The following is a 26,622-nucleotide window of genomic DNA, read 5'->3' as shown; positions in this document are numbered from 1 at the left end:
GCGTCAATCCTTGCGGAACGCGAGCAAGGTGTTGATGGTTGGATCATGGTCTTGCAGCAGGCGCGGCCCGACCTGGGTGAAACCGTGGCGACCAAGGATTTCCACCCAGGCGTCGATGGTGCGGAAATGCCGCAGTTCGCGCGCATTGGTTTCCCAGGGTGCGCCGAGACCGGCGTTGAAGACCGCGTGCGCCAGCGATACCAGCGCGCGCATGTAATCGTCGGTGACGTCGTGGTCGCGCAGGATCAGCCATCCGCCGGGGCGCATCACGCGATGGAGTGAGGCGACGAAGGCATCAAGGCGATCCAGCGGCGAGTGATGCAATCCGATGTAGCAGGTCAGCAATCCGATGCTGCAATCGGCGACCGCGTTCGCGGGAATCGGTGCGTAGTCGTCCAGCGGCACGAAACGACCGATCTTGCGCAGGCCGCCGCGTTCGACGATGTCGACCGGCGAGTTGGTCGGTGCCACGTCATTGACCAGCACGAGATCACCGTGCAACTTCAGGTGTTTGCGCAGTTCGCTGACATAGCGACCCGGGCTTCCGATTTCCATGTAACCGTCGAAATCACGGTGTGGTCCCAGCAGTTTCAGCGTCTGCCGCGCCATCTCGCGTTTCTGTTTGCCCAGCGAGGGCAGGGCGTAGGTCAGTTCGGACAGGAAGGGCTTGATCGACGGCAGTTTCGCCTGCAGGGCGCGATAGATCGCCTCGTCGTTGCCGGGATGTGCCTTCGTCGTTTCCTGGATCAGTGCGTGGAAACGATCTTCCGGATACAGGCGGTAGATGTTCTGCAGGAAGCGGTAGAAATCGTCGTTGCCGCGGGTGTTGCCATACACATTCTGGAAATCGGAATCGACCTTGGGGGTCGCTGTGTCGTTCATCGCATCGCTCGACAAGGGGGCGTAATAGGTGTCCCACAGCACGTTGCGCCAACGGAAATCGGGGTCGATTCGGCGTTTCAGCGCGAACAGTTCCTGCGCCCGGGGGTAGGCGCGATGAAATTGCTCCGGGGTGGCATGTGGCTGGTAGGGCAGGTAATAGGTGCCGCCGCAGGCGAGCGCGGCGTCGATCAGTTCGCGTGTCCACACTGCCACCCGCGCCTTGGCATTATCGCGCGTGCGCTGCTTGTGATAGAGGACGAAAGCGAAGACTTCCTCGCGCGCCCACGCCAGCATCGCGCCCGGATCGCTGAAGGCGTGGCGCACCGAGACATTGACCGCATTGACGCGATGGCGCGCCAGAATCTCGGCCATGCGCGGCACGAACTCGTCGAAGCGCGCGACCGGCACGAAGTATTCCTGCAACACGTAGGTACGGTGCTTGCGTGTTGCCGGTTCCAGCTCTGCAACGTCGTAGCCAGCCTCGTAGTTGCGCCAGTGCACCGGCCGCGACAGATACATCAATGGATCGAGCAGGTGCTGGCGGCGCCACTTGCCGCCACGGGTTTCGGTAAAGGCCCAGTAGAAGTAGCGATGGATCGGGAAATGCCGTCGAAGCGGTTGCAGCCGATGCGGTTTGGTGACGGCGTTGCCGGTCTTGCGCCACGTCACGGCGCGGGCACGATCGTAGGCTGGCGGATAGAGGTCGGCGTTGTGGAACACGGTGTCGCCGTTGTTGCGCACGTGTTCGCGGAAGTAATGCGCATAACGCGAGGTCGGCATGCAGGCATGATCGCGCTGCACGCGCACGTTGTCGGCCAGCTGCAATTCCGCTTCGACGATCACGCCCAATCCGCCGTAACCGCCGATCGCACCGTAGAACAATTCGCTGTTGTGCGTGGGCGTCGCGTCGACGCGCTCGCCATCTGCTAGCACCAGGGTGATCGCGCGCACCGACAGGATCAGCGGCCCCAGTCCGATGTAGCGGCCATGCACGTTGACGCCGAGCGACCCGCCAACAGTGAAGTTGGCGTAGGTCTGCATGATCTGCACGGAGAGATCGTGCGGATCGACGAAGCGCTGGATGTCGCACCAGCGGATGCCGGCCTGGACGCGAATGATGCGTTCGCCGGGATGGAAGGCGACCACGCGATTGAGCCGGCGCATGTCGAGATGCAGGCTGCCGGGGCTGGCAGTCTGTCCGCCCATGCTGAAGTGGCCGCCGCCGATCGAAATCGGACCGGTGGCGCGACGCACCGCGTCCTGTACTTCTTCGATCGAAGTCGGCACGGCGACTGCCCACACCCGCACCGGATTGAGCCGGGTGACGTCGTTGACGATCATTCCGCTGCCGGCGTCTGCCGCCGGCGCGCGCGACTCAGGCGCGTCCAATGGCATTGACCTCAAGGTAATCGCGGCCGCGAGTGCGCGGATCGTCGCCGTACTGGTTTTCTCCCGGCGTTCCGCGCCTGAACAGCAGCAGGAAGCCGACCAGCAATGGCCCAAGCACCGGCACCAGAAGGAGGAGCAACCAGCCGGCCACCTTGGCCTGGTCGTGCAGGCGACGCACCGACAGCGACAGCAGTACCGCGAAGAACGGCAGGTACAGCAGCAAGGTGCTGGCGTGGCCGAGCATGCGATCCATGAACACGTACAGCACGATGAACACCAGGCTCGCGGTCACGAGCCGCCACAGGAAGCTGCGCCGGCGCAGCCGCCCTTTCCATTCCAGCCAATTCAGCATCCCGCGTACCTTGTCGTCATTGATGGCGACCCTCCCCATGGTCGGGGGCATACTAGCTGGCAGCCCCCCGGCATGGTCAAATAGCCCCTGAAGCGGGGGTACCGTCGGCCGACGGTTGAGAAACACCCTTCGAACCTGATCCGGCTCACACCGGCGTAGGGAAGCTTCGCGGCGGCGCCGATCCGGCGCCCTGCGCCTTCGCTTCGTTCACGGACCGCGAATCCCTCGCGGCCGGCCACTGGACGAATTGCCGATGAATGCACTCCCCACCGAACTCCTGCGCCAGGCCGAACAACTTTCGTCCGAGGTGACGCGTCCGATTCCCGGCTCACGCAAGATCCATGTCGAGGGATCGCGCCCCGATCTGCGCGTGCCGATGCGCGAGATCGCGCTGACGAAGACGCCGACGCTGTTCGGTGGCGAGGACAATCCGCCGGTCTCGGTCTACGACTGCTCCGGTCCCTATACCGATCCCGACGCCAGCATCGATCTCGCCATCGGCCTGCCGGCGCTGCGCGCGAAGTGGATCGAGGAGCGTGGCGACACCGAACAATTATCCGCGTTGAGCTCCGAGTTCGGTCGTGCCCGCGAGCACGATCCCAAGCTCGACATCGTGCGTTTTCCCGGTCGCCTACTGCCGCGTCGCGCCAAGGCAGGCGCCAACGTCTCGCAGATGCATTACGCCAAGCGCGGGATCGTCACCCCGGAAATGGAATTCGTCGCGATCCGCGAGAACCAGCGACTGGAAGCCGTGCGCGAAGCCCATTTGCTGCGCCAGCATCCGGGCGAATCCTTCGGCGCTTCGATCCAGAAGATCATCACTCCGGAATTCGTCCGCGACGAGATCGCACGCGGTCGCGCCATCCTGCCCAACAACATCAACCATCCCGAAAGCGAGCCGATGATCATCGGCCGCAATTTCCTCACCAAGATCAACGCCAACATCGGCAACAGCGCGGTGTCATCGGGCATCGCCGAGGAAGTCGAGAAGCTGGTGTGGGCGATCCGTTGGGGTGGCGACACGGTGATGGATCTGTCGACCGGCAAGCACATCCACGAAACCCGCGAGTGGATCATCCGAAATTCGCCGGTGCCGATCGGCACGGTGCCGATCTACCAGGCGCTGGAAAAAGTCGACGGCCGCGCCGAGGAACTCACCTGGGAAATCTTCCGCGACACGTTGATCGAACAGGCCGAACAGGGCGTCGACTACTTCACCATCCACGCCGGCGTGCTGCTGCGCTACGTGCCGCTGACGGCGAAGCGCGTCACCGGCATCGTGTCGCGCGGCGGCTCGATTCTCGCCAAGTGGTGCCTGGCGCACCACAAGGAAAACTTCCTCTACACGCACTTCGAAGACATCTGCGACATCATGAAGGCCTACGACGTCGCCTTCTCGCTGGGTGACGGCCTGCGTCCGGGCTCGATCGCAGACGCCAACGACGCCGCGCAGTTCGGCGAACTGGAAACCCTGGGCGAGCTCACCAAGATCGCGTGGAAGCACGACGTCCAGACCATGATCGAAGGCCCCGGCCATGTGCCGATGCAATTGATCAAGGAAAACATGGACAAGCAGCTGCGCGAATGCGGCGAGGCGCCGTTCTACACGCTTGGCCCATTGACCACCGACATCGCGCCCGGCTACGACCACATCACCTCCGCGATCGGTGCGGCGATGATCGGTTGGTACGGCACCGCGATGCTCTGCTACGTCACGCCCAAGGAACATCTCGGACTGCCCAATCGCCAGGACGTGCGCGACGGCATCATGGCCTACAAGATCGCCGCGCATGCGGCGGATCTGGCGAAGGGGCATCCCGGCGCGCAGGTGCGCGACAACGCATTGAGCAAGGCGCGTTTCGAGTTCCGTTGGGAAGACCAGTTCAACCTCGGCCTCGATCCCGAGAAGGCCAAGGAATTCCACGATGAAACCCTGCCCAAGGATGCGCACAAACTGGCGCACTTCTGCTCGATGTGCGGTCCGCACTTCTGTTCGATGAAGATCACCCAGGACGTGCGCGACTACGCCGCCGAACACGGCGTCGACGAAACGAAGGCATTGGAGGCCGGCATGGCCGAGAAGTCGAAGGAATTCCTCGAACAGGGCGCACAGGTGTATCGCGCCGAGTAAGGCGCGGTACCGGGCTACCGCGGTGAACGCGCGGCAACGGCGCGGGGATGACACGCGCCGTTCGCGCCGGACGTTCTAAACTGCGGCCATGAACGCCAAGGGAGTGACCACCATGTTCAAGAAAATCGCCACGGCGGCCATGCTGGCCGCCACGATGCTGCTGGCGGCTTGCGCCAGCGGTCCCTACGTCAAGACCGACCAGGACCCGGGCGCCGATTTCGGCCGCTACCGCACCTGGGGGTTCTATACGCCCCTGGCGATGGAACAGTCCGGCTATGCGAACTGGATCACCGATCGCATCAAGGACAACATCCGTCGCGAAATGACGGCGCATGGGTATACCTACAACGAGAAGTCGCCCGACCTGCAGGTGAACTTCCAGGGCGTGGTGCGCGATCGCACTGCGGTGTACAGCGTGCCGATGAGCGACGTCCAGGTGCTCTACAGCTATCGTCGTCGTGCCTACGTCGCGGTGCCGGTGTGGTACGACCAGATGCAGGTCAGCAACTACCAGGAAGGCACGTTGAGCATCGACCTGGTGGACGCGAAGCAGAACCGCATGGTCTGGACCGGCGATGCAATCGCGACGGTGACGCGGATGAACGCCCAGGAGCGTGCCGCCAACATCGACAAGACGATCACTGCGGTGTTCGCGAAGTATCCGTACCAGGCCGGCAGCAACCAGCCGGTGGTTCCGGCGAAGAAGTAAGCGCGAATCCCGCTGCAAGAAAAAGGGCGCCGAAAGGCGCCCTTTTTGCATCACGGGGTTGCGCGCGAATCAGAAGTTCGGCTTGTCGGCGCTGTCTTCGTAGCGCTTCATCGCGTCGACCAGCACCTGCTTGGCTTCGGCGGCGTTGCCCCAGCCTTCCAGCTTCACCCACTTGCCCTTCTCGAGGTCCTTGTAGTGCTCGAAGAAGTGGCCGATGCGCTCCAGCCAGTGCTTCGACACCTGCTCGATGTCGCTGATGTGCGAATAGCCGCCGAAGATCTTCGGCACCGGCACCGCGACGATCTTCTCGTCGCTGCCCGCTTCGTCGGTCATCTTCAACACGCCGACCGGGATGCAGCGGATCACCGAACCGGGGACCAGCGGCAGCGGCAGGATCACCAGCACATCGGCCGGGTCGCCGTCACCGCAGACGGTGTGCGGGACGTAGCCGTAGTTGCACGGATAGCGCATCGGCGTCGACAGGATGCGGTCGACGAAGATCGCGCCGCTGGCCTTGTCGACCTCGTACTTGACCGGCTCGGCATCCTTGGGGATTTCGATGATGACGTTGATTTCGTCCGGCGGGTTCTTGCCGGTGCTGACGAGGTCGAGGCCCATGGGTGTGTCCGTTTGTGCGATGCACCATTGTAGCCGGGATCAACCCTGCGGATCGCCGCCCTTGCCGCGATTGAGGATCTGGTCGGCCCAGCGGTTGGCGATCCGGCCGGCGGCATCGCGGCCGCCGACGCCGAAGGCGATCGCCACTGCCACCGCGATCGCGCCCAGCACCAAGGCGAAGGCGAGGTTGACGATGTCGTCGGCAATACCCATCGCGCGCAGGCCCATCGCGATCACCAGCCCGAGGATGGCGACGCGCGCGATCCGCGACAGCCCGACGTTGTGGTCGGGATTGGCGCGCTGGATCGCGGCGGCGGCGACATTGGCCAGCCAGTAGCCGACCACCAGGATCACCAGTCCCAGCAGGACGTCGCTGCCGAAGGCGATGAAGGTTTCCAGCAGGTCGCGCATGCCGTCGAAACCGAGCATGTCGGCGGCTTCCACCGTCGCGAACAGCATGATGAAGAACAACGCGAGATGGCCGGCGACATCCGACAGCGACCAGCGGGTGTTCGCGGCAGCCGTCGTGGTGGCGGATGCGGCTTCCTCGCCTTCGTCGCCGCCAAGGCCGTCTTCGCCGAGATGGGCGTGGTCGCCGAAGGCCTGGCCGAAGCCGAGGCGCTGCGGCAGGCGGTCGAGTCCGAGGTTGGCCAGCAATCGCGTCACCAGGCCGGAAGCGAAGCGGCCGATGAACCAGGCCAGCAGCAGGATGGCCGTGGCGGCCAGCACGTTCGGCACCGCCGCCATCATGATGTTGAGCATGTTGGTGAGCGGCTGCGAAATCGACTGGATCTTCAGCGCATCGAGCGCGGCGACCAGGGTCGGCACGATCACCAGGATGAAGGCCAGCGTGCCGCCGAGCTGCGACAGGCGCACATCGCGCGTGGTGTCGTTGCTGGCGCTCATGCGATCGATGCCGGTCGCCGACAGCAGGTTGGTGACCAGCCCGCGCACGACCTTGGCGATGATCCAGCCGAGCACGGCGATCACCGTCGCGGCGAAGACATTCGGCAGCATGCCGAGCATCACCTGCGTCATGTTTTCCAGCGGCGCCATCAGGCCTTCGATTTGCAGCACACCGACGATCGCCGGCAGGAACAGCAGCAGCACCAGCCAGTAGGCGACGTTGCCCATGGTCGCGGACACCGGCTCCATCCCCGCGCTTTCCGACAGGGTGTCGTCGAGGCGGGTGGCGCCGAGTGCGCGGTTCACCAGCGAACGGATCACCGTCGCCACCAGCCACGCCAGCGCGGCCAGTCCGATCGCCAGCAACAGGCGCGGGACGTAGGCCATCACCGTGCCGGCCAGCAGGCTCAGCGGGCCGGAAATGCCCTGCAGGTCGAGCACGCTGAACATCCCGAGCACGGCCAGCAGCAGCACGAACCAGAACACCAGTCGCGCGGCGATGCGTTCGAAATCGATGCGCGAGTGGGTGTTGGCGTTGAGCTTGTCGTTGACCTGCAGTGCCATCAGTCCGCGGCGGGTCAGCGCCGACAGCACCAGGGCGACGAACCAGCCGACCAGCAGCAGGGCGATGCCGCCGAGCAGGTTGGGGAGATAGGTGCCGAGCGAGTTCTGCAGGTTGACCTGCCAGGGAACGGAATTCATGGGCGCTGCCTTCGACCGGTGCGACCCGGATGATGGTGGGGCCGCGGTGAACGGGGTGTCGCCGTCAGTATGCCGCCAGCTGCTCCGCAAGTGCAGCCGCTTGCGCGCGCAGCTCGGGCACGGCGGTGCTTTCCCAGCATTCGCCGCGGCGCAGGAAGCCGATCAGGTGCAGGCCGTCGGCGCCCGGCACGCTGCCGTCGGCGGCGCAGTCGAGCCCGAGGCCGAGCGGATCGATGCGCAGACGGCCATCGGCGATCAAGGCCGACAGCGCCGGATGCGCGGCGTAGCGATCGCGATCACCGTCCCAGCCAGTGGCATCGATCACGGCGCCCACGGGCACCATCGTGTCGCCGTGCTCGCCACGCCAGCGGATGCGCGCGCTGCCGTTTTCGTGGCCAAGGAGATGACCGGCGCGAATCTGCAATCGGCCTTCTTCGCGCAAGCGATCGAGCGTGGCGAAGACTTCGCCTGGCACGCGATGGCGCACGCTGTCCCACCACGGGCGCAGATGGCGCAGGAAGCGCTTGCGCGTCGGCAAGGACCAGCCGCGCCACAGCTGCGGGATCAGCGCGCGCAGGCCATCGGCGAGTGTCGGCGGCGCCGCGCCGGCATCGATGGCCGCGCGGAATTCCCGGACTGCCGCGCGCAGGTCGCCGGCTTCCAGCGCCGCGAGCAACGCGGGCGATGGCGGCGTCGGTGGCAACGGCGGTTCCGGGTGCAGCAGCGGCAGGCGTCCACGGCGCGAGAGTGCGGTGATCGCGCCGCGATGACCTTGCGCCTGCAGCGCCAGCACCATGTCGATCATCGTCAGGCCGGTGCCGAGGATCAGCACCGGTGCATCGGCGTCGATGTTCGCGAGTGCGTCCTGCGCCCACGGCTGGCGGATGATGGTGTCGTCGTGTGTCGTGCTCGCGGTGTTCGCGGCGCCGAGCGCGAGGACGAGGCGGCCGCTCTCCAGCGTTTCGCCGGAATCGAGGGCGATGCGCCAGCGTGCATCGGTGTCGCGCGTGATCGCGGTGATGCCCGCTTCGATGCAACGCAGGCGTTCGCCGTATCGCGCGTGCAAGTTGCCGAGTTCGTGCGCCAGGTAATCGCCGAATTCCAGTCGCGGACGGAAGCGGCGACGTTCATCGCCCTGCAGGTCCAGCCAATCGGCGAATGCCGCCGGCGCATCCGCGCGCAGGCCCATGCGATCGGCCGGCACATTGAGCAGATGCTCGCGCCAGGCATCGCCATACGCGGTGCCGCGGCCGAAATTCGCGGCGCAGCCGACCAGCACGACTGCTTGGCCGCGCTCCAGCAATTGCGCGGCAAGCGCGAGTCCGCAGAAACCGGCACCGGCAATGACGACGGGAAGTGTGTCGGAAGAATCCATTCAGCAAATTTTGGCCGAAAACGCCCCGCACCCTATGCGAAGTTTTCGTGATGCGTGTTCGAATTTCGTTAGCGACCGTCGAGATGACGCGCGAATCCGGCCACGAAATCCCCGACCAGCTTGAGCGTGGCGGGGTCGGAGACTTCTCCGTTCATGTCGATGAGCGTGTTCGCGCGCGACACCATCATCCGGCCTTCCGTCCACAACTGCGTTTTCAGTGTGCGCAGCACCGGCAGCCAGTGGCTTTGCGAGAGCAGGGTGCCGAATCCGCTGGGCGATGCACCGATCATCGCGACGTTCAAGCCATCGAACATGTCGAGGCCTGAGCGCGACAACCAGTCGATGCCGTTCTTGAACACGCCGGGGATACCGTTGTTGTATTCCGGCGTCACCATCAGCAGGCCGTCGTTCGCGAGAATCTGCGCGCGCAGTCGCTGCACCGATTCCGGGATGCCATGCGCGGCTTCGTCATCGCCGTCGTAGAGCGGAATGCCGTGCAATGTCGCGACTTCGACGGTCGTGCCTTCGGGCGCCTGCGCACGCGCGGCGCGTGCCAGAGCAGTGTTGAACGAGCCGTGGCGCAGGCTTCCGGAGAGGGCGAGGATTCGTGCCATCGTGATTTTCCTTATGTGATCGGATTAGCCGCGCAGATGCAGGCCGGACAACGGCGGCGCCTTCAGCGGTTCCAGGCCGGTATCGGGAACAGTGCCGAAGCGACGCCCGGCGTTCCAGTCCTCGGTCGCGATCTCCATGTCTTCCTGTGTGCGGCCGACGAAGTTCCACCACAGCAGCACGTCCTTGCCGAACGGCGTGCCGCCGATCAGCAGCAGGCGGCCGGCGGCGGTCGTCTTGATGTCGATGCTGTCGCGACCGGTGCCGAGATAGAGCAGCTCGCCATCGTGCACTTCCTGTCCGCCGACAATCGCGCTGCCTTCCAGTGGCATCACCGCATGTTCGAAGGATGGATCGAGCGCCAGCGTGGTGCGCGCGGCGGCTTTCGATTCGAGATCGAAACCGATCAGCGGTGTGTAGACCTTCGGCGCAGCGGTCTGTCCGAATGCCGATCCCACCAGCACGGTGATGTCGAAACCATCCTGTGCAATGCGCGGCATGTCGGGGCAATGCTGGAACGCCGGATCGCGCTCGCGCTCCTCGTCGGGCAGGGCGATCCACAGCTGCGCGGCGTGGATGCGCCCGGACTCGCCGCCCGGTGACACTTCTGCGTGGCTGATGCCGCGACCGGCCGTCATCAGGTTCACCTGTCCGGGACGGATCATCTGGCGATTGCCGAGGCTGTCGTGGTGCATCACTTCGCCTTCGATCATCCAGGTGAAGGTCTGCAAGCCGATATGCGGATGCGGACCGACGGTGAGGCCGTGGTCGGGCGCGTAATCCATCGGACCTGCGTGGTCGAGGAAGCACCAGGCGCCGACCATCCGCCGCGGCTTGCCGGGCAGGGCACGCTTCACCGTCAGATCGTTGCCGACGATGCTGCTGCGTGCGGTGCTGAGTTCCAGCACGGGGCCATTGGCGTGACCGGGAGGGACGGAAACCGGAGCGGACATGGAATGAATCTCCTGGAATGAAAGATGGGGTCAGGCGTTCGCGTTGCCGCGTTCGCTGGTGATGTCGACGCCTTCGCGCATCGCCTTGGTCACCGGGGTGTTGGCGACGATCTCGAGCAGGCGCTGCCACCGCGCATCGTCGAGCGGTCCGGTCGCGTGCAGCACGCGATGGACATGCAAGCTGCCGTCGTCGTCGCGGGTGAGTTTCAGTTCGGCGCTGAATTCGCCGAGATCCCAACCCTTGCGTTCGGCATACATGCGCAGGGTGATCGCGGTGCAGGCCGCCAGCGAGGCCAGGTAGAGATCGAAGGGCGCCGGGCCCTTGCCTTGGCCGCCGAGCGTGGCGGGTTCGTCCGCCTGCAGCGCGAAGTGGCCGGCCTCGATGTCGTGGAGATAGTTGGCGCCGGTGGACTTGATGCCGGCGTGGGCAATCGTCTTCATCGATGATCCGGTGTCTGGGGGAGTCGAGTCAGCTTAGGACAGGGACGATGACACCACCAGCGCGCGGAATCGGCTTGCATCGTTCCATCACGGGAACGATGGTGGATCGATGCTTCAGCAACGTGTCCAGATCGGGCTTTCGAATTCCGCGACCAGGAAATCGATCAGGCGACGCAGCTTCATCGGCAGATGCTTGCGCGACGGCCACACCGCGTGGATGCCGGTTTCGACCGAGTGGTAGTTCGGCATCAGCTCGACCAGCGTGCCTTGCTTGAGGTCGCCGCCGACCAGGAAATCCGGTTGCAGGATGATGCCCTGGCCTTCCAGCGCGGCGGCGCGGCAGGTGTCGCCATTGTTGGTGCGCATCCACGGCGAGGTGTGGACGCGGACGTTGCCGTCGGGTCCAGTGAAGCCCCATTCGTCGCGGCCCGACCAGTAGGAATAGCCGATCACACGATGACGCGTCAGCTCGTCGGGGTGCGCCGGCGTGCCGTGCGCTTCGAGGTAGGCGGGTGACGCGCACAGCACGATCCGGGTCGAAGCCAGCTTGCGGCTCACCAGCTGCGAGCTGGGCATGCTGGTGATGCGGATCGCGAGGTCGAAGCCTTCGTCGACCAGGTCGACCATGCGGTCGTTGAGGGTGACGTCGAGCGCGACCTTGGGGTGGAGTGCCGAGAAGCGCCCCCATAGCGGCGCCAGGTGCAGCACGCCGAAGGTCAGCGGGGCGTTGATGCGCAGCAGGCCGCTGGGCTCGCCGGTGCGGGAGGTCATCTCCGACTCGAATTCGTCGAGCGAGGCCAGCAGTTCCCTGGCGCGGCTGTAGAAGCGCTGGCCATCGTCGGTCAGCGACAGCCGGCGGGTGGTGCGGTTGAGCAGGCGCACGCCCAGCCGCTGCTCCAGTTCGGCGATGTGGCGCGAGATCGCCGCCTTGGAGGCTCCGGTCGCATCCGCCGCCCCGACGAAGCTGCCGGCATCGACCACGGCCACGAAGCTGGCCATTTCCCGAACCTTGTCCATGCCGGGATTGTTTCGAAAAACGATCCAATCTGTCAATCGAATTGCTGTTTATCCCGGCGGGATCGATCAATACAGTGGCGACACGTCCAGAGGATCTTCCGGCTGGATGCCATCACCCCAAATCCAAAGGACATTTCCCCATGAATGCTTTCGCAACCCTGCTTGGCCGCGTCGGTCTCTCGCTGATCTTCATCATCTCCGGCTTCGGCAAGATCGCCGCCTACGCCGGCACCCAGCAATACATGGAATCGCAGGGCGTCCCCGGCGTGCTGTTGCCGCTGGTGATCCTGACCGAACTCGGTGGCGGCCTCGCCATCCTCAGCGGTTTCTTCACTCGCTGGGTCGCGCTGGCGCTGGCCGGCTTCTCGGTGATCTCGGCGCTGCTGTTCCACCACAACTTCGCCGACCAGATGCAGGCGATCAACTTCTGGAAGAACATCGCGATGGCCGGCGGTTTCCTCGTGCTGTTCGCCAATGGCGCCGGCGCGTACAGCATCGATGCCCTGCGTTCGCGCAACAAGTGATCGCGAATCCGTCTGACCAAGGACTACCGATATGAAAATCAACGTCATTGGCGCCACCGGCATGATCGGTTCGCGCGTCGCCGCCGAAGCTGTCCGTCGTGGCCATGAAGTGATCGCCATCAGTCGCTCCGGCGCGGCCCCGCAAGGCGCCACGCAAGCCGAGGCGATCGATTTCGCCGACACCGCGAAGATCGCCCAGGCGATCGACGCGGCCGATGCCACCGTCCTCGCCACCGGTCCGGATCGCACCGGCGGATCGCACGATCCCTACCTCAATGGCCATCGCGCGCTCATTGCCGCCAAGCCGAAGCACCGCGTGCTGGTGGTCGGTGGCGCGGGTTCGCTGGAAGTCGGCGGCGTCCAGCTCAAGGACCTGCCCGAGTTTCCGGCGGCGTACCACAAGGAAGCCACGACAATGGGCGAGATGCTGGATGCGTACCGTGCATCGCAGGGACTGGATTGGACGGTGCTGTCGCCGGCGCCAATGATCGCGCCTGGTGAACGCAGCGGCAGTTACCGACTCGGAACCGACAGCCCGGTCGGCGATTCCATCAGCGCCGAAGACTACGCGGTCGCCATCGTCGACGAACTGGAAAAGCCCGCGCATCGCGGACGCCGTTTCACCGTCGCCAACTGATCCCTCCACCTACGGAATCGTCATGTCACGCCCGCCCGCACTCTTCATTTCCCACGGTTCGCCGATGTTCGCGCTGGAACCGGGCCTGCTCGGTCCGAATCTCGCGCGGCTTGGCCAGTCGCTGGACGGTGTGCGGGCGATCGTGGTGGTGTCGCCGCACTGGCAGACGCGCGGCGTGCAGGTGACCACCGCGCCGACGCTGGACACCATCCATGATTTTGGCGGATTCCCGGCGCCGCTGTACCAGCTGCAGTACCCGGTCAGCGGTGCACCCGAGCTTGCACAGGATGTTGCGCGCTTGCTTGCCGATGCCGGTTTCGCGGTGGCGACGAACGATCATCGCGGTCTCGATCACGGCGCCTGGGTGCCGTTGCGCCATCTGCGCCCGCAGGGCGACATTCCGGTGCTGCAGGTATCGATGCCGCACGATCTCGACACCGAGGGCGCGTTGCGTCTTGGTCGCGCGTTGGCCTCGTTGCGCGAGCAGGGCGTCCTGGTGATCGGGTCGGGCAGCCTCACCCACAATCTCTACGAATTCCGCCAGCACATCTCCGATCCGGAGTACGCGCAGGCATTCGCCGATTGGGTGCGGGATGCCGTGGCACGACGCGATGTCGAGTCACTGGTCGACTATCGCCGTCGCGCGCCCTATGCGGAACGCGCGCATCCGACCGAAGAGCATTTCCTGCCGCTGCTGGTCGCGCTGGGAGCGAGCAATGACGATGACGCCTCGGCGTTGATCGAAGGCGGCATGACCTACGGAACCTTGTCGATGGATTCGTTCGGCTGGGGCTTGCCGGCGGCGGCTTGACATCATTCAATATTTCCAGAAATATGGAAATATGAAACATGCAGTCGCCGTCTCCGCCCTCAATGCCCTGAGCCACGAATCCCGCCTGGCCGCATTCCGGTCGCTGGTCCAGGCCGGTCCCGATGGCCTGGCGGTTGGCGAACTGCGCGAACAGCTGGATATCCCCTCCGCCACGCTGACCGCGCACCTCAACGTGCTGCGTGCGGCCAGCCTGGTGGATGACGAACGCGAAGGGCGCGTCATTCGCGTGCGCGCCAATTACGACCAGATGAACGGCTTGATCGCCTATCTCACCGAGAACTGTTGCGCGGGTGGGGAGTGCGGCCCGGACATGAGCTGCAAGCCGCGCAAGAAAAAGGCGCGGGCATGACGGCGCCGGATGCGATGAAGCGCGTCTTGTTCGTTTGCGTCGAGAACTCCAATCGCAGCCAGATGGCCGAGGCGTTTGCGCACATCCATGGCGGCGATCAGGTTGAAGCCTTGAGTGCCGGTTCCAAACCATCCGGTGTGATCAATCCGAAGGCGATCCGCTTCATGAGTGAGCTCGGATATGACCTGACGACGCATGCGTCGAAATCGCTGGGCGAGATCGACGGCGAATTCGATGCCGTGGTGACCATGGGCTGTGGCGACAACTGCCCGTGGGTGCCGGCCAGGCGTCGCGAGGATTGGGCGTTGCCGGATCCCAAGCACATGGACGACGACGGCTATCGCGCCGTGCGCGATGAAATCGCCCAACGCGTCAAGAAGTTGCTGGCGGAACTCTGATGCCTCTGTCGCGCAAGTTGTTCGCCGAATTCCTCGGGACTGCGCTGCTGCTCGCCTGCGTGGCGAGATCGGCACGCGCGAGGCGCTGGCCTATGTCGGCGTGCAGGTCATCGCGGCGATCGTCGGCGTGTTGCTGGCGCACGCGATGTTCGGCCTGCCGTTGGTCCAGCCCGGAATCCATGCCCGGACGGGCATGGCGCAATGGTTGAGCGAAGGCGTCGCGACCTTCGGGCTGGTGCTGACGATCCTGCTCGGACTCCGGCATCGCCCGGCCGCGATTCCGGCACTGGTCGCCAGCTACATCTTCGCCGCGTACTGGTTCACCGCCAGCACTTCGTTCGCGAACCCCGCGGTGACGATCGCGCGATCGCTCACGCAGACCTTCGCCGGAATCCGCCCCGACGATGTCGCCGCTTTCGTGCTGGCGCAATTGGTGGGCGCGGCGATCGGGTTGTGGGTCGTCGAACTGTTCGATGCGCGAGTGCGTTCCAGCGAACCAGGCTGACCCATCGTCATCCCTAAAAAAGAAAGCCCCCGGATTTCCGGGGGCTTTGCATTGCATCGTTGCGGGATCAGCGCACGTGCACTTCCACGCGTCGGGCGTCCTTGGGATCGCCGCCGGCAGTGGTTTCCGCCGGCTTGTCCAGGGTAATGCGCGCGGTATCCACGCCCTTGGCGACCAGCGCGTCACGCACCGCTTCGGCGCGCTGCTTGGACAGTTCGGCATTCTTAGCCGCGTTGCCGCTGGCGTCGTTGTAGCCGCTGATCGTCGCCTGCACTTCCGGATGCGCGGCCATGGTCTTGGCCAGGGTGTCGAGCGCCGGCTCGTCCACGGCTTCGATGGCTGCCGAGCCGCTGTCGAAATACAGCACGGCATCGCGCGCGGGATCCATCGCGGCGTTTGCAGCGCCCGCGGTTGCCGCGGCTGGCATGGCGGCTGCGTTGCCGGATGCAGTCGCCGGCGTGGCAACGGCCGCGACATTGGCCTGGGCATCCATGTTGCTGGCCTGTGATGAGCTCGACACCGGCAGCAACGGCACCATCAACAGCGCGACGATGTTGATGATCTTGATCAGCGGATTCACGGCCGGACCGGCGGTGTCCTTGTAGGGATCGCCGACGGTGTCACCGGTGACCGCGGCCTTGTGCGCCTCGGAACCCTTGCCACCGAAGTGGCCGTCCTCGATGTACTTCTTGGCGTTGTCCCAGGCGCCGCCGCCGGTGGTCATCGAGATCGCCACGAAGATGCCGGTGACGATCGTGCCGATCAGCAAACCGCCCAGCGCTTCCGGCCCGAGCAGCAGGCCGACCACGACGGGCACGGCGACCGGCAGCAGCGACGGCACGATCATTTCCTTGATCGCGGAGCGCGTCAGCATGTCGACCGCCTTGTCGTACTGCGGCTTCGCTTCGCCGGTCATGATGCCCTTGATGTCGCGGAACTGGCGGCGCACTTCCTCCACCACCGCACCGGCGGCGCGGCCGACCGCTTCCATCGCCATCGCGCCGAACAGATACGGGATCAGGCCGCCGATCAGGAGGCCGATGATCACCTTGTGGTCGGAGAGATCGAACGCGAACGTCGCACCCGGATGCTGCGTGTGCAGGTTGTGGGTGTAGTCGGCGAACAGCACCAGCGCGGCCAATGCCGCCGAACCGATGGCATAGCCCTTGGTCACCGCCTTGGTGGTGTTGCCGACGGCGTCGAGCGGATCGGTGACGGCGCGGACTTCGCTTGGCAACTCGGCCATTTCGGCGATGCCGCCGGCGTTGTCGGTGATCGGGCCGTAGGCGTCGAGCGCGACGATCATGCCGGCCATCGACAGCATCGAGGTCGCGGCGATGGCGATGCCGTAGAGACCGCCATGCTTGTACGACAACCAGATCGCCAGGCAGACCGCGATCACCGGCAGCGCGGTCGACTTCATCGACACGCCGAGGCCGGCGATGATGTTGGTGCCGTGGCCGGTGGTCGATGCCCGGGCGACGTGCTGCACCGGCTTGTACTGCGTGCCGGTGTAGTACTCGGTGATCCACACGATCACGCCGGTCAGCAGCAGGCCGATCAGCGCGCAGATGTAGAGGTTCATCGCGCCGTGGCCGGTATCGCCCATCAGCGCCTTGGTGACCGGATAGAACGCGAACGCGGCGAGTACCGCCGAGACGATCACGCCGCGATAGAGCGCGCCCATGATGTTGGGTTTGTCGCCGCTGACTTTGACGAAGAAGGTGCCGATGATCGACGCGATGATCGATACGCCGCCGAGCACCAGCGGGTACAGCACGGCGTTCTTGCCGGCGAAATCGACGCCCGGTGATGCCGCCATCAGTCCGCCCAGCAGCATCGTCGCGATCACCGTGACCGCGTAGGTCTCGAACAGGTCGGCGGCCATGCCGGCGCAGTCGCCGACGTTGTCGCCGACGTTGTCGGCGATCACCGCCGGGTTGCGCGGATCGTCCTCGGGAATTCCCGCTTCGACCTTGCCGACGAGATCGGCGCCGACATCCGCACCCTTGGTGAAGATGCCGCCGCCCAGACGCGCGAAGATCGAGATCAGCGACGAACCGAAGGCGAGGCCGACCAGGGCGTGCAGTGCTTCGGTCTGCGACTTGCCCATGTGCGTCAGCACATAGTAGTAACCGGCGACGCCGAGCAGGCCGAGGCCGACCACCAACATGCCGGTGATCGCGCCGCCACTGAAGGCGACGTTCATCGCCGGGCCCATGCCCGAGCGCGCGGCTTCGGCGGTGCGCACGTTGGCGCGCACCGAGACGTTCATGCCGATGTAGCCCGCGGCGCCCGACAGCACCGCACCGATCAGGAAGCCGACCGCGGTCGGCCAGCTGAGGAACATTCCGATGACCAGGAACAGCACCACGCCGGCGATGGCGATCGTCGTGTACTGGCGGTTGAGGTAGGCGCGGGCACCGACCTGGATGGCGCCGGCGATTTCCTGCATGCGTTCGTTGCCGGCAGGTTGCCGGTTGATCCAGCCAGCGGACACCAGTCCGTAGCCGATGGCGATCAGGGCGCAGATCAGCGCCAGGACAAGACCGTACTGCTCCAGCATGAAGCCTCCCTTGGGTTGGGTGGGATGACACAGATGAACGGCAGCTGCATCGACTATCGCACAGCACGGCGACCTGTCTTGCTGTGGCGCAATAAACCGTTCAGGCGTTCCGTGCCAGCCTGACGGCTGTTAATGCAACGCATCCACGGGAATTCGCATGCGCCGCCTGATCGTATTCACAGCACTATCCGTCGCCAGCTTCGCCTTGATGGCCGGGGAAACGCCGGAACTCCATCGCGATCCCGGCAAGCCGCAAGCGGTGGGCGTGCGCCATACCCTGCGCACCATCCCCGAAGCCTGCGCGCGCATCGAAGGCCAGTTCACCGGCAAGCCGGCCTCGCCTTACCTGTCGGAAGTGGTGAATACCAATCCGGCCTGCCATCCCCGCGTGCGCCTGCGCGATGCCGGTGAAGCGAAACCGAACAAGGCCGATGGCTGGATCTTCAACGACATGATCCAGGTGCCGAGCGCGGAATGCCCCAGCCAGGTCGCGGTGGTGCGGATCTGGCGCAAGCCGTCGGCGACCGCGGTGCCGCCCAAGCTGGATGCGCAGGGGCGTGCGCGCGTGTATATCGGCGGCAAGGAAGACACCTTGAAGAACCACAGCATCGATCAGTTGCCGCAGTACGCCATCGCCACGAACGTGGAAGGCAAGGCCTGCAAGTAGACGATCAATCCTTGATCGTCACCAGTTTCATTCGCCCGCCGGCTCCGGCCTTGATGGTGATGTCGGCTCTGCGGCAATCGAAATGATCCGCCAGCAACGCGATCAGTTCCGCGTTGGCTTTGCCATCCACGGGCGGTGATTTCAGTTGCGCCAACCAGACGCCATCGTCGCCTTGCGCCAGCGATTGCGCGCGGGCGTTCGGCTTCACCTTGAGTTGCAGGACGCGCATCAGCCGAGATCGAGTTCCAGGTACTTCGGCAACCCGTCACGCGCATACGGCGGATAGGCTTCGCCGCGGATCAACGGTTGCAGGTAGCGACGCGCTTCCGCCGTGATGCCGTAGCCATCGGCGCGGATGAATTCCGGTGGCATCTTCTTCTCGGCATTGGCGATCGACGACAGCGGCGCCGGCACGATCTTCCAGCGATAGGGCGAATCCGAGATGCGCTGGATCACCGGCATCGTCGCGTTCAATCCCTTCAACGCGTATTGCACGGCCTTGCGACCGACCGCACGCGCCTGCTCGAAATCGGTTTGCGATGCGATGTGGCGCGCCGAGCGCTGCAGGTAGTCGGGCAGCGTCCAATGCACCTTCAACCCGAGTTGCTGCTGCACGCGTCCGGCCAGATGTGCGGCGACGCCGCCCAGTTGGGTGTGGCCGAAGGCGTCCTTGGCGGCGCCGGCATCGGCGATGAAGCGGCCATCCGCGTCGCGGATGCCTTCGCTTGCGACCACCGCGCACCAGCCGACGCGTTCGACCACCGACTTCACCTGCGCCAGGAATGCGGTTTCGTCGTAGGCGCGTTCGGGGAACAGGATGATGTGCGGCGCTTCGTCTTCCGAACGGCCCGCGAGTCCTGCCGCCGCGGCCAGCCAGCCGGCGTGGCGGCCCATCGCCTCGTAGACGAAGACCTTGGTCGATGTCTTGGCCATCGCGGCGACGTCGAGCGCGCATTCGCGCACGGAAACGGCGGTGTATTTCGCGGCCGATCCGAAGCCTGGGCAGCAATCGGTGACGGCGAGATCGTTGTCGACGGTCTTGGGCACGCCGATGCAGGTCAGCGGATAGCCGAATTCCTGGGCCAGCTGCGACACCTTCAAGGCGGTATCGGCGGAATCGTTGCCGCCGTTGTAGAGGAACCAGCGCACGTCGTGGCGACGGAAGGTCTCCAGCAACTGTTCGTAGCGGGCGCGATCCTCCTCCAGCGATTTCAGCTTGACCCGGCAACTGCCGAAGGCGCCGCCCGGCGTATGGGCCAACATCCGCACCTGCGCCGGCGTCATCGTGGACGTGTCGAACAAGTCGTCGCCAAGTGCGCCGAGGATGCCGTTGCGCGCGGCCAGCACCTTGACCTTGCGGCTGCGTGCTTCGGCGACCACGCCCGCGGCCGTGGTGTTGATGACCGCGGTGACGCCGCCGGACTGGGCGTAGAGCAGGGTGCCTTGGGGCGAGGTCGAGCGGGCCATCAGTGCGATCCTGGCTGGGTTTTCGGGCGGGATGCGCTAAGCTGGCACGGAGTCCGGATGGAGTCCAGCGTCCGGGAATTGTTGGCATTTACATGGAGTGAGCATGCGATTGGTTCTCCTCGGGCCCCCCGGTTCCGGCAAAGGCACGCAGGCAGTGCGCCTGAAGGAACACCTGCAGGTTCCGCACATTTCCACCGGCGACCTGCTGCGTGCGGAAGTGGCGGCCGGCAGCAAGCTGGGCCTGGAGGCGAAAGAAGTGATGGCGCGCGGCGAACTGGTCAGCGACGCCATCCTGCTCGGCATGCTGGAGGACCGCTTCTCGCGCCCCGATACCGCCAACGGTTTCATCCTCGATGGCTATCCGCGCAATCGCGCCCAGGCGCAGGCGCTGGATACATTGCTGGCGAAGATCGGCCAACCCGCCGATGTCGCGGTGCTGCTGGAAGTGCCGTCGGAACTGCTGGTCGAACGCATCGCCGGTCGCGCCAAGGCCGAAGGCCGCGCCGACGACACCCCGGAATCGGTGCGCACCCGCCTCAAGGTCTATTCCGACCAGACCGCACCGGTGGTCGACCACTATCGCCAGCACGACATCCTGCGTGCGGTCGATGGCGTCGGCAGCCTCGACGAGGTGTTCGCCCGCATCGTCGAATCGCTCGGCGCCGGCCGCGCGGTCGGTTGAGGAATTCCGTCATCCCGAAGGCAACATGAAACTGCATATCCTCGGCATCGCCGGAACCTTCATGGGCGGCGTTGCCGCACTCGCGCGCGAACTCGGCCACGCCGTCGAAGGCAGCGACCAGGCGGTGTATCCGCCGATGTCCACCCAGCTCGAGAAGCTCGGCATCCAGCTCAGCCAGGGCTACGCGCCCGGCAACATCTCGCCCGACTGCGACGCCATCGTGATTGGCAACGCGCTGTCGCGCGGCAATCCGGCGGTCGAACACGTCCTCGACCACGCACTCGCCTACACCTCGGGCGCGGAATGGCTGCGCGACCACGTGTTGCCGGGACGCACGACGATCGCCGTCGCCGGTACCCACGGTAAGACCACGACCACGACCATCACCACCTTCCTGCTGGAAGCCGCGGGCCGCGTGCCGGGATTCCTGATCGGTGGCGTCGCCGAGGATTTCGGCGTCTCCGCGCGGATCGGTTCGGGCAAGGAATTCGTGGTCGAGGCCGACGAGTACGACACCGCCTTCTTCGACAAGCGCAGCAAGTTCGTCCACTACCGGCCGCAGGTCGCGATCCTCAACAACCTCGAATACGACCACGCCGACATCTTTCCCGATCTCGCCGCGATCGAGCGCCAGTTCCACCACCTCGTGCGCACGGTGCCGGGCAATGGCCGCCTGATCGTCAACGGCGAAGACAGGAACCTCAAGCGCGTGCTGGAGATGGGTTGCTGGACGCCGGTCGAGACCTTCGGCATCGGAGACGGGTTCGACTGGTCGGCACGACTGGTCGAGGCCGATGGCAGCGTCTTCGACGTCATCCACAAGGGCGTCCAGGTCGGAACGGTGCGCTGGCCGATGCTGGGTCGCCACAACGTGATGAACGGTCTTGCCGCACTCGCCGCCTGCAATGCGGTGGGTGTCGATGTCGTTTCGGTCATCCCGGCGCTGGCCAACTTCCGCAGCGTCAAGCGCCGCCTCGAAGTGGTGGGTGAAGTGAATGACGTCACTGTCTACGACGATTTCGCCCACCATCCGACCGCGATCATGACCACGCTCGCCGGGTTGCGCGCGCGCGTCGGCAATGCGCGGATCGTGGTGGCGATGGAGCCGCGCAGCAATTCGATGCGTCTTGGCGCCCACGCCGATGCGTTGGCGCCGTCGCTGGAAGGCGCCGATACGGTGGTCTTCCTCGCCCGTCCCGAATTGCCCTGGGACGCGGCCAAGGTGATCGGCGTCGTCCGCGGTGAAGCGGTGGCGGTGCCCGACGCCGATGCCCTGATCGCCGAGCTGCGCAAGCGCGTCCATGCCGGCGACCACGTGGTGTTCATGTCGAACGGCGGCTTCGATGGCGCGCCGCGCCGTTTCGTCGAGGCCTTGCACGACCACACCTGACCGTATCGTGCCTTAGACTTCCGTTTCGATCTCCCGGAAGTCCCCCCATGTCCACATTGCGCGGCAAGACCCTCTTCATCACCGGCGCCTCGCGCGGCATCGGCCGTGCCATCGCCCTGCGCGCCGCCCGCGATGGCGCCAATGTCGCCATCGTCGCCAAATCGGGCGTGCCCAATCCCAAGCTGCCGGGCACCATCCATAGCGTCGCCGAGGAAGTGCGCGCGGCCGGTGGCCAGGCGCTGGCGATCCAGTGCGACATCCGCGAGGAAGAGCAGGTCCATGCCGCGGTCGCCGCGACCGTCAAGGAATTCGGCGGGCTCGACATCCTCGTCAACAATGCCAGCGCGATCTGGCTGGCCGGCGCGCTCGATACCCCGATGAAGCGCTACGACCTGATGACGGGCGTCAATTCGCGCGGCACCTTCATGTGCGCGCAGGCCTGCCTGCCGGAACTGATGAAGTCGGCGAATCCGCACATCCTCACCCTGGCGCCACCGCCGTCGCTGGAGCCGAAGTGGTGGGCCGGCCATACCGCCTACACCCTGGCGAAGATGGGCATGAGCCTGGTCACATTGGGCCTGGCCGGCGAGTTCGGCCGCAAGGGCGTGGCGATCAATGCGCTGTGGCCGAAGACGATTGTTGCCACCGATGCGCTCAACATGATTCCCGGCATCGAACTCGATCGCTGCCGTAAACCCGAAATCGTCGCGGACGCCGCGCAGGCGATCCTGGTGCGCGATGCCAAATCCAATACCGGTCGCTTCTTCATCGACGAGGACGTCCTGCGCGAAGCCGGCGTCACCGACTTCGACCAGTACGCCGTCGACCCGACGAAGCCGTTGCTGCCCGACCTGTTTCTCTGACTAGATCGACCTGGATCCCTGATCGATGAAATACCTCCACACCATGATTCGCGTGCGCGATCTCGACGCCACGCTGCGCTTCTTCTGCGAAGGACTGGGGCTGAAGGAAACCCGGCGAATGGAGAACGAGAAGGGCCGCTACACCCTGGTCTTCCTCGCCGCCGATGAAACCCCGAACGCCGAGATCGAGCTGACGTACAACTGGCCGGACGCCGACGGCAAGACCGAGGACTACGGCAGTGCGCGCAATTTCGGCCACCTGGCTTTCCGTGTCGCCGACATTTATGCCACCTGCGCACGCCTGCAGGCGATGGGCGTGACGATCAATCGTCCGCCGCGCGATGGCCACATGGCCTTCGTGCGTTCGCCGGACCTGATCTCCATCGAGATCCTTCAGGACGGCCACCTGCCGCCGCAGGAACCGTGGGCGTCGATGCCGAACACCGGCACCTGGTAATCACCTAATTGTCGTTCCGGGCGTCGCCTCGGAACCTGTTTTGCGAGACACATATTCATGACCACTCAGGATCTCCTCGACATCGGCCGCGATCGCCTCGTGCCGGTTTATCGCCAGCGCGAGATGGTGCTGGACCGCGGCCAGGGCTCGCGCGTCTGGGACGGCGAAGGCCGTGAGTACGTCGATTTCGGCGCCGGCATCGCCGTCTGCGGTCTTGGCCACGCGCATCCCGCACTGGTCGATGCGCTGACCGCGCAGGCCGGCAAGCTCTGGCACACCAGCAACGTCTTCTATTCCGAGCCGCCGTTGCGGCTTGCCGAGGAACTGGTGGCGGCGTCGCGCTTCGCCAGCCGCGTGTTCTTCTGCAATTCCGGCGCGGAAGCCAACGAAGCCGCGATCAAGCTGGTGCGCCGTTACGCCGCCGCGCAGGGCCGTCCGCCGGAACGCCGCGTGATCATCACGTTCCATGGCAGTTTCCATGGCCGCACGCTGGCCGCGGTCACCGCGACCGCGCAACCGAAATACCAGGAAGGCTACGAACCCCTGCCGCAGGGATTCCGCTACGTCGACTTCAACGACCTCGCGCAACTCGACGCGGCGATGGCCGCCGGCGACGTCTGCGCGGTGATGCTGGAGCCGGTGCAGGGCGAGAGCGGCGTGATCCCGGCAGCCGACGGCTATCTGCGCGGCGTGCGCGAACTCTGCGATCGTCATGGCGCGCTCTTGGTGCTTGATGAAATCCAGGCCGGCATGGGCCGCACCGGCACCTTGTTCGCCCACTGGCAGGACGAAGTGAAGCCCGACATCGTCACGCTGGCCAAAGCGCTTGGCGGCGGCTTTCCGATCGGCGCGATGCTGGTTGGCGAGCGTGTTGCCGAAACCATGCAGTACGGATCGCACGGCACCACCTTCGGCGGCAATCCACTGGCGGCGGCAGTCGCGCGGGTCGCGCTGCGCGAGTTGTCATCGCCCGCCATCGCCGCCAATGTCGCCCGCCAATCACAGGCGATCCGCGATGGCGTGGCGAAGATCAACGAGAGGCTTGGGCTGTTCTCGCTGGTGCGCGGTCGCGGCCTGATGCTGGGCGCGGTGCTGAAACCGGAGCACGCGGGCAAGGCCGGTGCGATCCTCGATCACGCAGCCGCCAACGGATTGCTGCTGCTGCAGGCCGGTCCCGATGTACTGCGCTTCGTGCCCGCGCTCAATATCGGTGACGAGGATGTTGCGGAGGGTCTGGTAAGGCTGGAGCGCGCGCTGCAGGCCTATATCGCGGCCTGAGACAAGCAGAGGCTCAGCTCGCCAGCAACCCGTTCGCGACCAATTCCGCGCGCAAGGTCGCGGCATCGTGGAAATGATGCCCCTGCAATCCGGCGACACGCGCGCCGTCGGCGTTCGCGGCCTTGTCGTCGGTAAAGAGAATACGTTCCGGTGCGATCTGCAGGCGTTCGGCGCAGGCGAGGAAGACCGCCGGATCGGGTTTGGCGAGCTTGAACAGCGCCGAACAGAACACGCGGTCGCCGAAGAATTCCGCCAGCTCCGGACAGATCGCCGCGAAGTGGTCGCGCACCAGCAGCCCGTTGTTGGTGAGGATGGCCAGCGTCGCGCGGCCAGAGAGTTCCCGCACCAGTTCGAGCATCTCCGGATACGGCGTCATCGCCGCGGCGCGGGCGACGATGCAGTCTTGCAGCGTCACCGGAACGCCCAGCCGCCGCGAGATCGCGCGTGCGTGTCCTTCGGGATCGTGCAGGCCGAGGTCGGTTTCGCGCTCCAGTCCCGAAGTGAACAGTTCGGCGTGGACGCTTGCCGGCGAGAAGCCGATGCGTTGCGCCAGCGCCTGCACGCGCCGTTCGTGGTCGTAGTCGGTCAGGGTGTGATCGAGGTCGAACAGGATGCAGGCGGGCGCAGCCATCAACCGGCGAGCTCCACGAACGCCTCGCGCGCAGCCGCGATCGTGGCGTCGATATCGGCCTGCGCATGCGCGGAGGACATGAAGCCGGCCTCGAATGCCGAAGGCGCCAGGAACACGCCGCGTTCCAGCATCGCGTGGAAGAAGCGGTTGAAGCGCGCGGTATCGCAGGCGACCGCCTGCGCATAGGTATCGACCTTCTCCGTGCTGAAGAACAGGCCGAACATGCCGCCGACGCGCTGGGTGGTGAAGGCGATGCCGGCGTCGTGCGCGGCCGCTTCCAGGCCATCGCACAGCGCATTCGTCTTCGCTTCCAGTTCGGTATGGAAACCCGGCGCCTGGATCAGATCGAGCATGGCCAGTCCCGCCGCCATCGCCACCGGATTGCCGCTCAGGGTACCGGCCTGGTAGATCGGGCCGGCCGGTGCGATCTGCTGCATCAACTCGCGACGACCGCCATAGGCGCCGACCGGCATGCCGCCGCCGATCACCTTGCCGAAGGTGGAAAGATCCGGGGTCACGCCATAGCGCGCCTGCGCGCCGCCCAGCGCGACGCGGAAGCCGGTCATCACTTCGTCGAAGATCAGCAACGCGCCATGTTGCGTGCACAGCTCGCGCAGCGCCTGCAGATAGCCTTCGCGCGGCGGCAGGCAATTGGCGTTGCCAACGACGGGCTCGATGATCAGCGCGGCGATGTCGGCGCCGTGCTCGTCGAACAGTTTCTGCGCCGCTTCGATGTCGTTGTACGGCAGGGTCAGGGTGAGATCGGCCAGCGCCTTGGGCACGCCTGGCGATGTCGGCACGCCGAAGGTCAGTGCGCCGCTGCCGGCCTTCACCAGGAAGGAATCGCCATGGCCGTGGTAGCAGCCCTCGAACTTGACGATGCGCGCGCGCCCGGTCGCGCCGCGCGCCAGCCGGATCGCCGACAGCGTCGCTTCGGTGCCGGAATTCACCATCCGCACCATCTCGCAACTGGGGATCAGCCGCGTGATCGTTTCCGCCATCGTCACTTCCAACGGATTCGGCGTGCCGAAGGACAGGCCATCGCGCGCCGTGGCGATCACCGCGTCCAGCACCTTGGGATGGTTGTGGCCGACGATCATCGGGCCCCACGAACCGACGTAGTCGATATAGCGATTGCCGTCGGCGTCGAACAGGTACGGGCCCTCCGCGCGCGCGGTGAAGAACGGTTCGCCGCCCACCGACTTGAACGCGCGCACCGGCGAATTGACGCCGCCTGGCATCAGTTCCTGTGCGCGGGTGAAGAGGGCGTGCGAACGTGCGGTATCCAT

The 26,622-nt window shown here is 65.4% G+C and carries 28 protein-coding genes, 1 pseudogene and 1 riboswitch; of the genes and pseudogenes, 14 read left to right on the top strand and 15 right to left on the bottom strand.

Annotated features, from left to right (window positions below):
* Positions 1–3: 3 nt before the first annotated feature.
* Positions 4–2,271 (bottom strand): FAD-binding protein, encoded by a 2,268-nt coding sequence (locus ABE093_RS13155; RefSeq protein WP_430761361.1) that lies wholly within the window; start codon positions 2,269–2,271, stop codon positions 4–6.
* Entirely contained in the window at positions 2,258–2,662 is a 405-nt protein-coding gene (locus ABE093_RS13150) for a DUF805 domain-containing protein (protein WP_430761360.1), read from the bottom strand. Before ABE093_RS13150 ends, ABE093_RS13155 begins: the two co-directional genes overlap by 14 nt.
* Positions 2,663–2,707: 45 nt before the next feature.
* Positions 2,708–2,803, top strand: a riboswitch (TPP riboswitch).
* 73 nt (positions 2,804–2,876) lie between these two features.
* On the opposite strand from ABE093_RS13150, the gene thiC reads away from it, so the two are divergent.
* Both thiC and ABE093_RS13140 read left to right on the top strand, forming a co-directional pair.
* A complete protein-coding gene (thiC, locus tag ABE093_RS13145; RefSeq protein ID WP_430761359.1) occupies positions 2,877–4,754 on the top strand; it encodes a phosphomethylpyrimidine synthase ThiC in 1,878 nt (625 codons plus the stop codon).
* 88 nt (positions 4,755–4,842) lie between these two features.
* A complete protein-coding gene (locus ABE093_RS13140) occupies positions 4,843–5,463 on the top strand; it encodes a DUF4136 domain-containing protein (RefSeq protein WP_430761358.1) in 621 nt (206 codons plus the stop codon).
* A 69-nt stretch (positions 5,464–5,532) separates the two neighbouring features.
* Here ABE093_RS13140 and ppa read toward each other — a convergent pair whose 3' ends face one another.
* The 7 genes from ppa to ABE093_RS13105 form a co-directional block, all read right to left on the bottom strand.
* Complete coding sequence (gene ppa, locus ABE093_RS13135; RefSeq protein WP_430761357.1) at positions 5,533–6,081, bottom strand: inorganic diphosphatase; 549 nt, start codon at positions 6,079–6,081, stop codon at positions 5,533–5,535.
* A gap of 39 nt (positions 6,082–6,120) precedes the next feature.
* Positions 6,121–7,689 carry a mechanosensitive ion channel gene (locus ABE093_RS13130; RefSeq protein ID WP_430761356.1) on the bottom strand — a complete coding sequence of 523 codons (1,569 nt, stop codon included), beginning with the start codon at positions 7,687–7,689 and terminating at the stop codon, positions 6,121–6,123.
* Between the two features lie 64 nt (positions 7,690–7,753).
* The gene (locus ABE093_RS13125; RefSeq protein WP_430761355.1) at positions 7,754–9,064 is read right to left on the bottom strand and encodes an FAD/NAD(P)-binding protein; all 1,311 of its coding nucleotides are present in this window, start codon (positions 9,062–9,064) and stop codon (positions 7,754–7,756) included.
* Between the two features lie 68 nt (positions 9,065–9,132).
* Complete coding sequence (locus ABE093_RS13120; protein ID WP_430761354.1) at positions 9,133–9,678, bottom strand: NADPH-dependent FMN reductase; 546 nt, start codon at positions 9,676–9,678, stop codon at positions 9,133–9,135.
* A 24-nt stretch (positions 9,679–9,702) separates the two neighbouring features.
* Positions 9,703–10,584, bottom strand: a complete 882-nt coding sequence (locus ABE093_RS13115) for a pirin family protein (RefSeq protein WP_430761353.1) — start codon at positions 10,582–10,584, stop codon at positions 9,703–9,705.
* A gap of 75 nt (positions 10,585–10,659) precedes the next feature.
* Entirely contained in the window at positions 10,660–11,061 is a 402-nt protein-coding gene (locus ABE093_RS13110; protein WP_430761387.1) for an OsmC family protein, read from the bottom strand.
* A 123-nt stretch (positions 11,062–11,184) separates the two neighbouring features.
* Positions 11,185–12,087, bottom strand: coding sequence for a LysR family transcriptional regulator (locus tag ABE093_RS13105; protein ID WP_430761352.1), 903 nt, complete (start codon positions 12,085–12,087; stop codon positions 11,185–11,187).
* A 140-nt stretch (positions 12,088–12,227) separates the two neighbouring features.
* Between ABE093_RS13105 and ABE093_RS13100 the strand changes: the two genes are divergently transcribed.
* Genes ABE093_RS13100 through ABE093_RS13075 form a run of 6 tightly spaced genes read left to right on the top strand, consistent with a single transcriptional unit; the run spans position 12,228 to position 15,332 of the window.
* A complete protein-coding gene (locus tag ABE093_RS13100; protein ID WP_430761351.1) occupies positions 12,228–12,611 on the top strand; it encodes a DoxX family protein in 384 nt (127 codons plus the stop codon).
* A 31-nt stretch (positions 12,612–12,642) separates the two neighbouring features.
* The gene (locus ABE093_RS13095; protein WP_430761350.1) at positions 12,643–13,248 is read left to right on the top strand and encodes an NAD(P)-dependent oxidoreductase; all 606 of its coding nucleotides are present in this window, start codon (positions 12,643–12,645) and stop codon (positions 13,246–13,248) included.
* A 22-nt stretch (positions 13,249–13,270) separates the two neighbouring features.
* The gene (locus tag ABE093_RS13090; protein ID WP_430761349.1) at positions 13,271–14,059 is read left to right on the top strand and encodes a dioxygenase family protein; all 789 of its coding nucleotides are present in this window, start codon (positions 13,271–13,273) and stop codon (positions 14,057–14,059) included.
* 31 nt (positions 14,060–14,090) lie between these two features.
* The gene (locus ABE093_RS13085; protein WP_430761348.1) at positions 14,091–14,429 is read left to right on the top strand and encodes an ArsR/SmtB family transcription factor; all 339 of its coding nucleotides are present in this window, start codon (positions 14,091–14,093) and stop codon (positions 14,427–14,429) included.
* Positions 14,426–14,827: an arsenate reductase ArsC gene (locus tag ABE093_RS13080; protein ID WP_430761347.1), complete on the top strand. Its 402-nt coding sequence runs from the start codon at positions 14,426–14,428 to the stop codon at positions 14,825–14,827. Before ABE093_RS13085 ends, ABE093_RS13080 begins: the two co-directional genes overlap by 4 nt.
* Positions 14,784–15,332 (top strand): hypothetical protein, encoded by a 549-nt coding sequence (locus ABE093_RS13075; RefSeq protein WP_430761346.1) that lies wholly within the window; start codon positions 14,784–14,786, stop codon positions 15,330–15,332. Before ABE093_RS13080 ends, ABE093_RS13075 begins: the two co-directional genes overlap by 44 nt.
* Positions 15,333–15,399: 67 nt before the next feature.
* On the opposite strand, the gene ABE093_RS13070 is transcribed toward ABE093_RS13075, so the two are convergent.
* Complete coding sequence (locus tag ABE093_RS13070; RefSeq protein WP_430761386.1) at positions 15,400–15,720, bottom strand: OmpA family protein; 321 nt, start codon at positions 15,718–15,720, stop codon at positions 15,400–15,402.
* Between the two features lie 135 nt (positions 15,721–15,855).
* Positions 15,856–17,898: pseudogene (locus tag ABE093_RS13065) on the bottom strand (sodium-translocating pyrophosphatase); the annotation flags it as partial.
* A gap of 157 nt (positions 17,899–18,055) precedes the next feature.
* Here ABE093_RS13065 and ABE093_RS13060 point away from each other — a divergent pair.
* On the top strand, positions 18,056–18,565 hold the full coding sequence (locus tag ABE093_RS13060; protein ID WP_430761345.1) for a hypothetical protein: 510 nt from the start codon (positions 18,056–18,058) through the stop codon (positions 18,563–18,565).
* Between the two features lie 4 nt (positions 18,566–18,569).
* Here the strand turns inward: ABE093_RS13060 and ABE093_RS13055 are convergent, their stop codons facing one another.
* Entirely contained in the window at positions 18,570–18,794 is a 225-nt protein-coding gene (locus tag ABE093_RS13055) for a DUF167 domain-containing protein (protein ID WP_430761344.1), read from the bottom strand.
* Positions 18,794–20,032: a 6-phosphofructokinase gene (locus tag ABE093_RS13050; RefSeq protein ID WP_430761343.1), complete on the bottom strand. Its 1,239-nt coding sequence runs from the start codon at positions 20,030–20,032 to the stop codon at positions 18,794–18,796. Before ABE093_RS13050 ends, ABE093_RS13055 begins: the two co-directional genes overlap by 1 nt.
* Before the next feature lie 103 nt (positions 20,033–20,135).
* Between ABE093_RS13050 and ABE093_RS13045 the strand changes: the two genes are divergently transcribed.
* From ABE093_RS13045 to ABE093_RS13025, 5 genes are read left to right on the top strand one after another with little or no spacing between them, the layout of a single operon-like run.
* On the top strand, positions 20,136–20,714 hold the full coding sequence (locus ABE093_RS13045; protein WP_430761342.1) for an adenylate kinase: 579 nt from the start codon (positions 20,136–20,138) through the stop codon (positions 20,712–20,714).
* 25 nt (positions 20,715–20,739) lie between these two features.
* Positions 20,740–22,104: a UDP-N-acetylmuramate:L-alanyl-gamma-D-glutamyl-meso-diaminopimelate ligase gene (gene mpl, locus ABE093_RS13040; RefSeq protein ID WP_430761341.1), complete on the top strand. Its 1,365-nt coding sequence runs from the start codon at positions 20,740–20,742 to the stop codon at positions 22,102–22,104.
* A 47-nt stretch (positions 22,105–22,151) separates the two neighbouring features.
* Complete coding sequence (locus tag ABE093_RS13035) at positions 22,152–22,967, top strand: SDR family oxidoreductase (protein WP_430761340.1); 816 nt, start codon at positions 22,152–22,154, stop codon at positions 22,965–22,967.
* Positions 22,968–22,992: 25 nt separating this feature from the next.
* On the top strand, positions 22,993–23,424 hold the full coding sequence (locus ABE093_RS13030; protein ID WP_430761339.1) for a VOC family protein: 432 nt from the start codon (positions 22,993–22,995) through the stop codon (positions 23,422–23,424).
* Positions 23,425–23,481: 57 nt separating this feature from the next.
* Positions 23,482–24,702, top strand: coding sequence for an acetylornithine transaminase (locus ABE093_RS13025; RefSeq protein WP_430761338.1), 1,221 nt, complete (start codon positions 23,482–23,484; stop codon positions 24,700–24,702).
* A gap of 13 nt (positions 24,703–24,715) precedes the next feature.
* Here the strand turns inward: ABE093_RS13025 and ABE093_RS13020 are convergent, their stop codons facing one another.
* Both ABE093_RS13020 and hemL read right to left on the bottom strand, forming a co-directional pair.
* Positions 24,716–25,333 (bottom strand): HAD family hydrolase, encoded by a 618-nt coding sequence (locus ABE093_RS13020; protein ID WP_430761337.1) that lies wholly within the window; start codon positions 25,331–25,333, stop codon positions 24,716–24,718.
* On the bottom strand, positions 25,333–26,622 hold the full coding sequence (gene hemL / locus ABE093_RS13015) for a glutamate-1-semialdehyde 2,1-aminomutase (RefSeq protein WP_430761336.1): 1,290 nt from the start codon (positions 26,620–26,622) through the stop codon (positions 25,333–25,335). The genes ABE093_RS13020 and hemL overlap by 1 nt, the downstream gene beginning before the upstream one ends.

Origin of the sequence: Solilutibacter silvestris (genome assembly GCF_050574925.1) — a bacterium.
GTDB classification, from domain to species: domain Bacteria; phylum Pseudomonadota; class Gammaproteobacteria; order Xanthomonadales; family Xanthomonadaceae; genus Solilutibacter; species Solilutibacter silvestris_A.
This window is presented reverse-complemented; position numbering and strand designations above follow the sequence as displayed.

Coding starts and splice junctions, on each gene's coding strand:
- ABE093_RS13125 (WP_430761355.1), bottom strand. CDS start 9,064: ATGGATTCTTCCGACACACTTCCCGTCGTCATTGCCGGTGCCGGTTTC.
- hemL (WP_430761336.1), bottom strand. CDS start 26,622: ATGGATACCGCACGTTCGCACGCCCTCTTCACCCGCGCACAGGAACTG.
- ppa (WP_430761357.1), bottom strand. CDS start 6,081: ATGGGCCTCGACCTCGTCAGCACCGGCAAGAACCCGCCGGACGAAATC.
- mpl (WP_430761341.1), top strand. CDS start 20,740: ATGAAACTGCATATCCTCGGCATCGCCGGAACCTTCATGGGCGGCGTT.
- ABE093_RS13100 (WP_430761351.1), top strand. CDS start 12,228: ATGAATGCTTTCGCAACCCTGCTTGGCCGCGTCGGTCTCTCGCTGATC.
- ABE093_RS13130 (WP_430761356.1), bottom strand. CDS start 7,689: ATGAATTCCGTTCCCTGGCAGGTCAACCTGCAGAACTCGCTCGGCACC.
- ABE093_RS13025 (WP_430761338.1), top strand. CDS start 23,482: ATGACCACTCAGGATCTCCTCGACATCGGCCGCGATCGCCTCGTGCCG.
- ABE093_RS13080 (WP_430761347.1), top strand. CDS start 14,426: ATGACGGCGCCGGATGCGATGAAGCGCGTCTTGTTCGTTTGCGTCGAG.
- ABE093_RS13120 (WP_430761354.1), bottom strand. CDS start 9,678: ATGGCACGAATCCTCGCCCTCTCCGGAAGCCTGCGCCACGGCTCGTTC.
- ABE093_RS13105 (WP_430761352.1), bottom strand. CDS start 12,087: ATGGACAAGGTTCGGGAAATGGCCAGCTTCGTGGCCGTGGTCGATGCC.
- ABE093_RS13055 (WP_430761344.1), bottom strand. CDS start 18,794: ATGCGCGTCCTGCAACTCAAGGTGAAGCCGAACGCCCGCGCGCAATCG.
- ABE093_RS13050 (WP_430761343.1), bottom strand. CDS start 20,032: ATGGCCCGCTCGACCTCGCCCCAAGGCACCCTGCTCTACGCCCAGTCC.
- ABE093_RS13075 (WP_430761346.1), top strand. CDS start 14,784: ATGAAATCGCCCAACGCGTCAAGAAGTTGCTGGCGGAACTCTGATGCC.
- ABE093_RS13035 (WP_430761340.1), top strand. CDS start 22,152: ATGTCCACATTGCGCGGCAAGACCCTCTTCATCACCGGCGCCTCGCGC.
- ABE093_RS13150 (WP_430761360.1), bottom strand. CDS start 2,662: ATGGGGAGGGTCGCCATCAATGACGACAAGGTACGCGGGATGCTGAAT.
- ABE093_RS13060 (WP_430761345.1), top strand. CDS start 18,056: ATGCGCCGCCTGATCGTATTCACAGCACTATCCGTCGCCAGCTTCGCC.
- ABE093_RS13085 (WP_430761348.1), top strand. CDS start 14,091: ATGAAACATGCAGTCGCCGTCTCCGCCCTCAATGCCCTGAGCCACGAA.
- ABE093_RS13070 (WP_430761386.1), bottom strand. CDS start 15,720: ATGGATCCCGCGCGCGATGCCGTGCTGTATTTCGACAGCGGCTCGGCA.
- ABE093_RS13090 (WP_430761349.1), top strand. CDS start 13,271: ATGTCACGCCCGCCCGCACTCTTCATTTCCCACGGTTCGCCGATGTTC.
- ABE093_RS13045 (WP_430761342.1), top strand. CDS start 20,136: ATGCGATTGGTTCTCCTCGGGCCCCCCGGTTCCGGCAAAGGCACGCAG.
- ABE093_RS13020 (WP_430761337.1), bottom strand. CDS start 25,333: ATGGCTGCGCCCGCCTGCATCCTGTTCGACCTCGATCACACCCTGACC.
- ABE093_RS13140 (WP_430761358.1), top strand. CDS start 4,843: ATGAACGCCAAGGGAGTGACCACCATGTTCAAGAAAATCGCCACGGCG.
- ABE093_RS13095 (WP_430761350.1), top strand. CDS start 12,643: ATGAAAATCAACGTCATTGGCGCCACCGGCATGATCGGTTCGCGCGTC.
- thiC (WP_430761359.1), top strand. CDS start 2,877: ATGAATGCACTCCCCACCGAACTCCTGCGCCAGGCCGAACAACTTTCG.
- ABE093_RS13030 (WP_430761339.1), top strand. CDS start 22,993: ATGAAATACCTCCACACCATGATTCGCGTGCGCGATCTCGACGCCACG.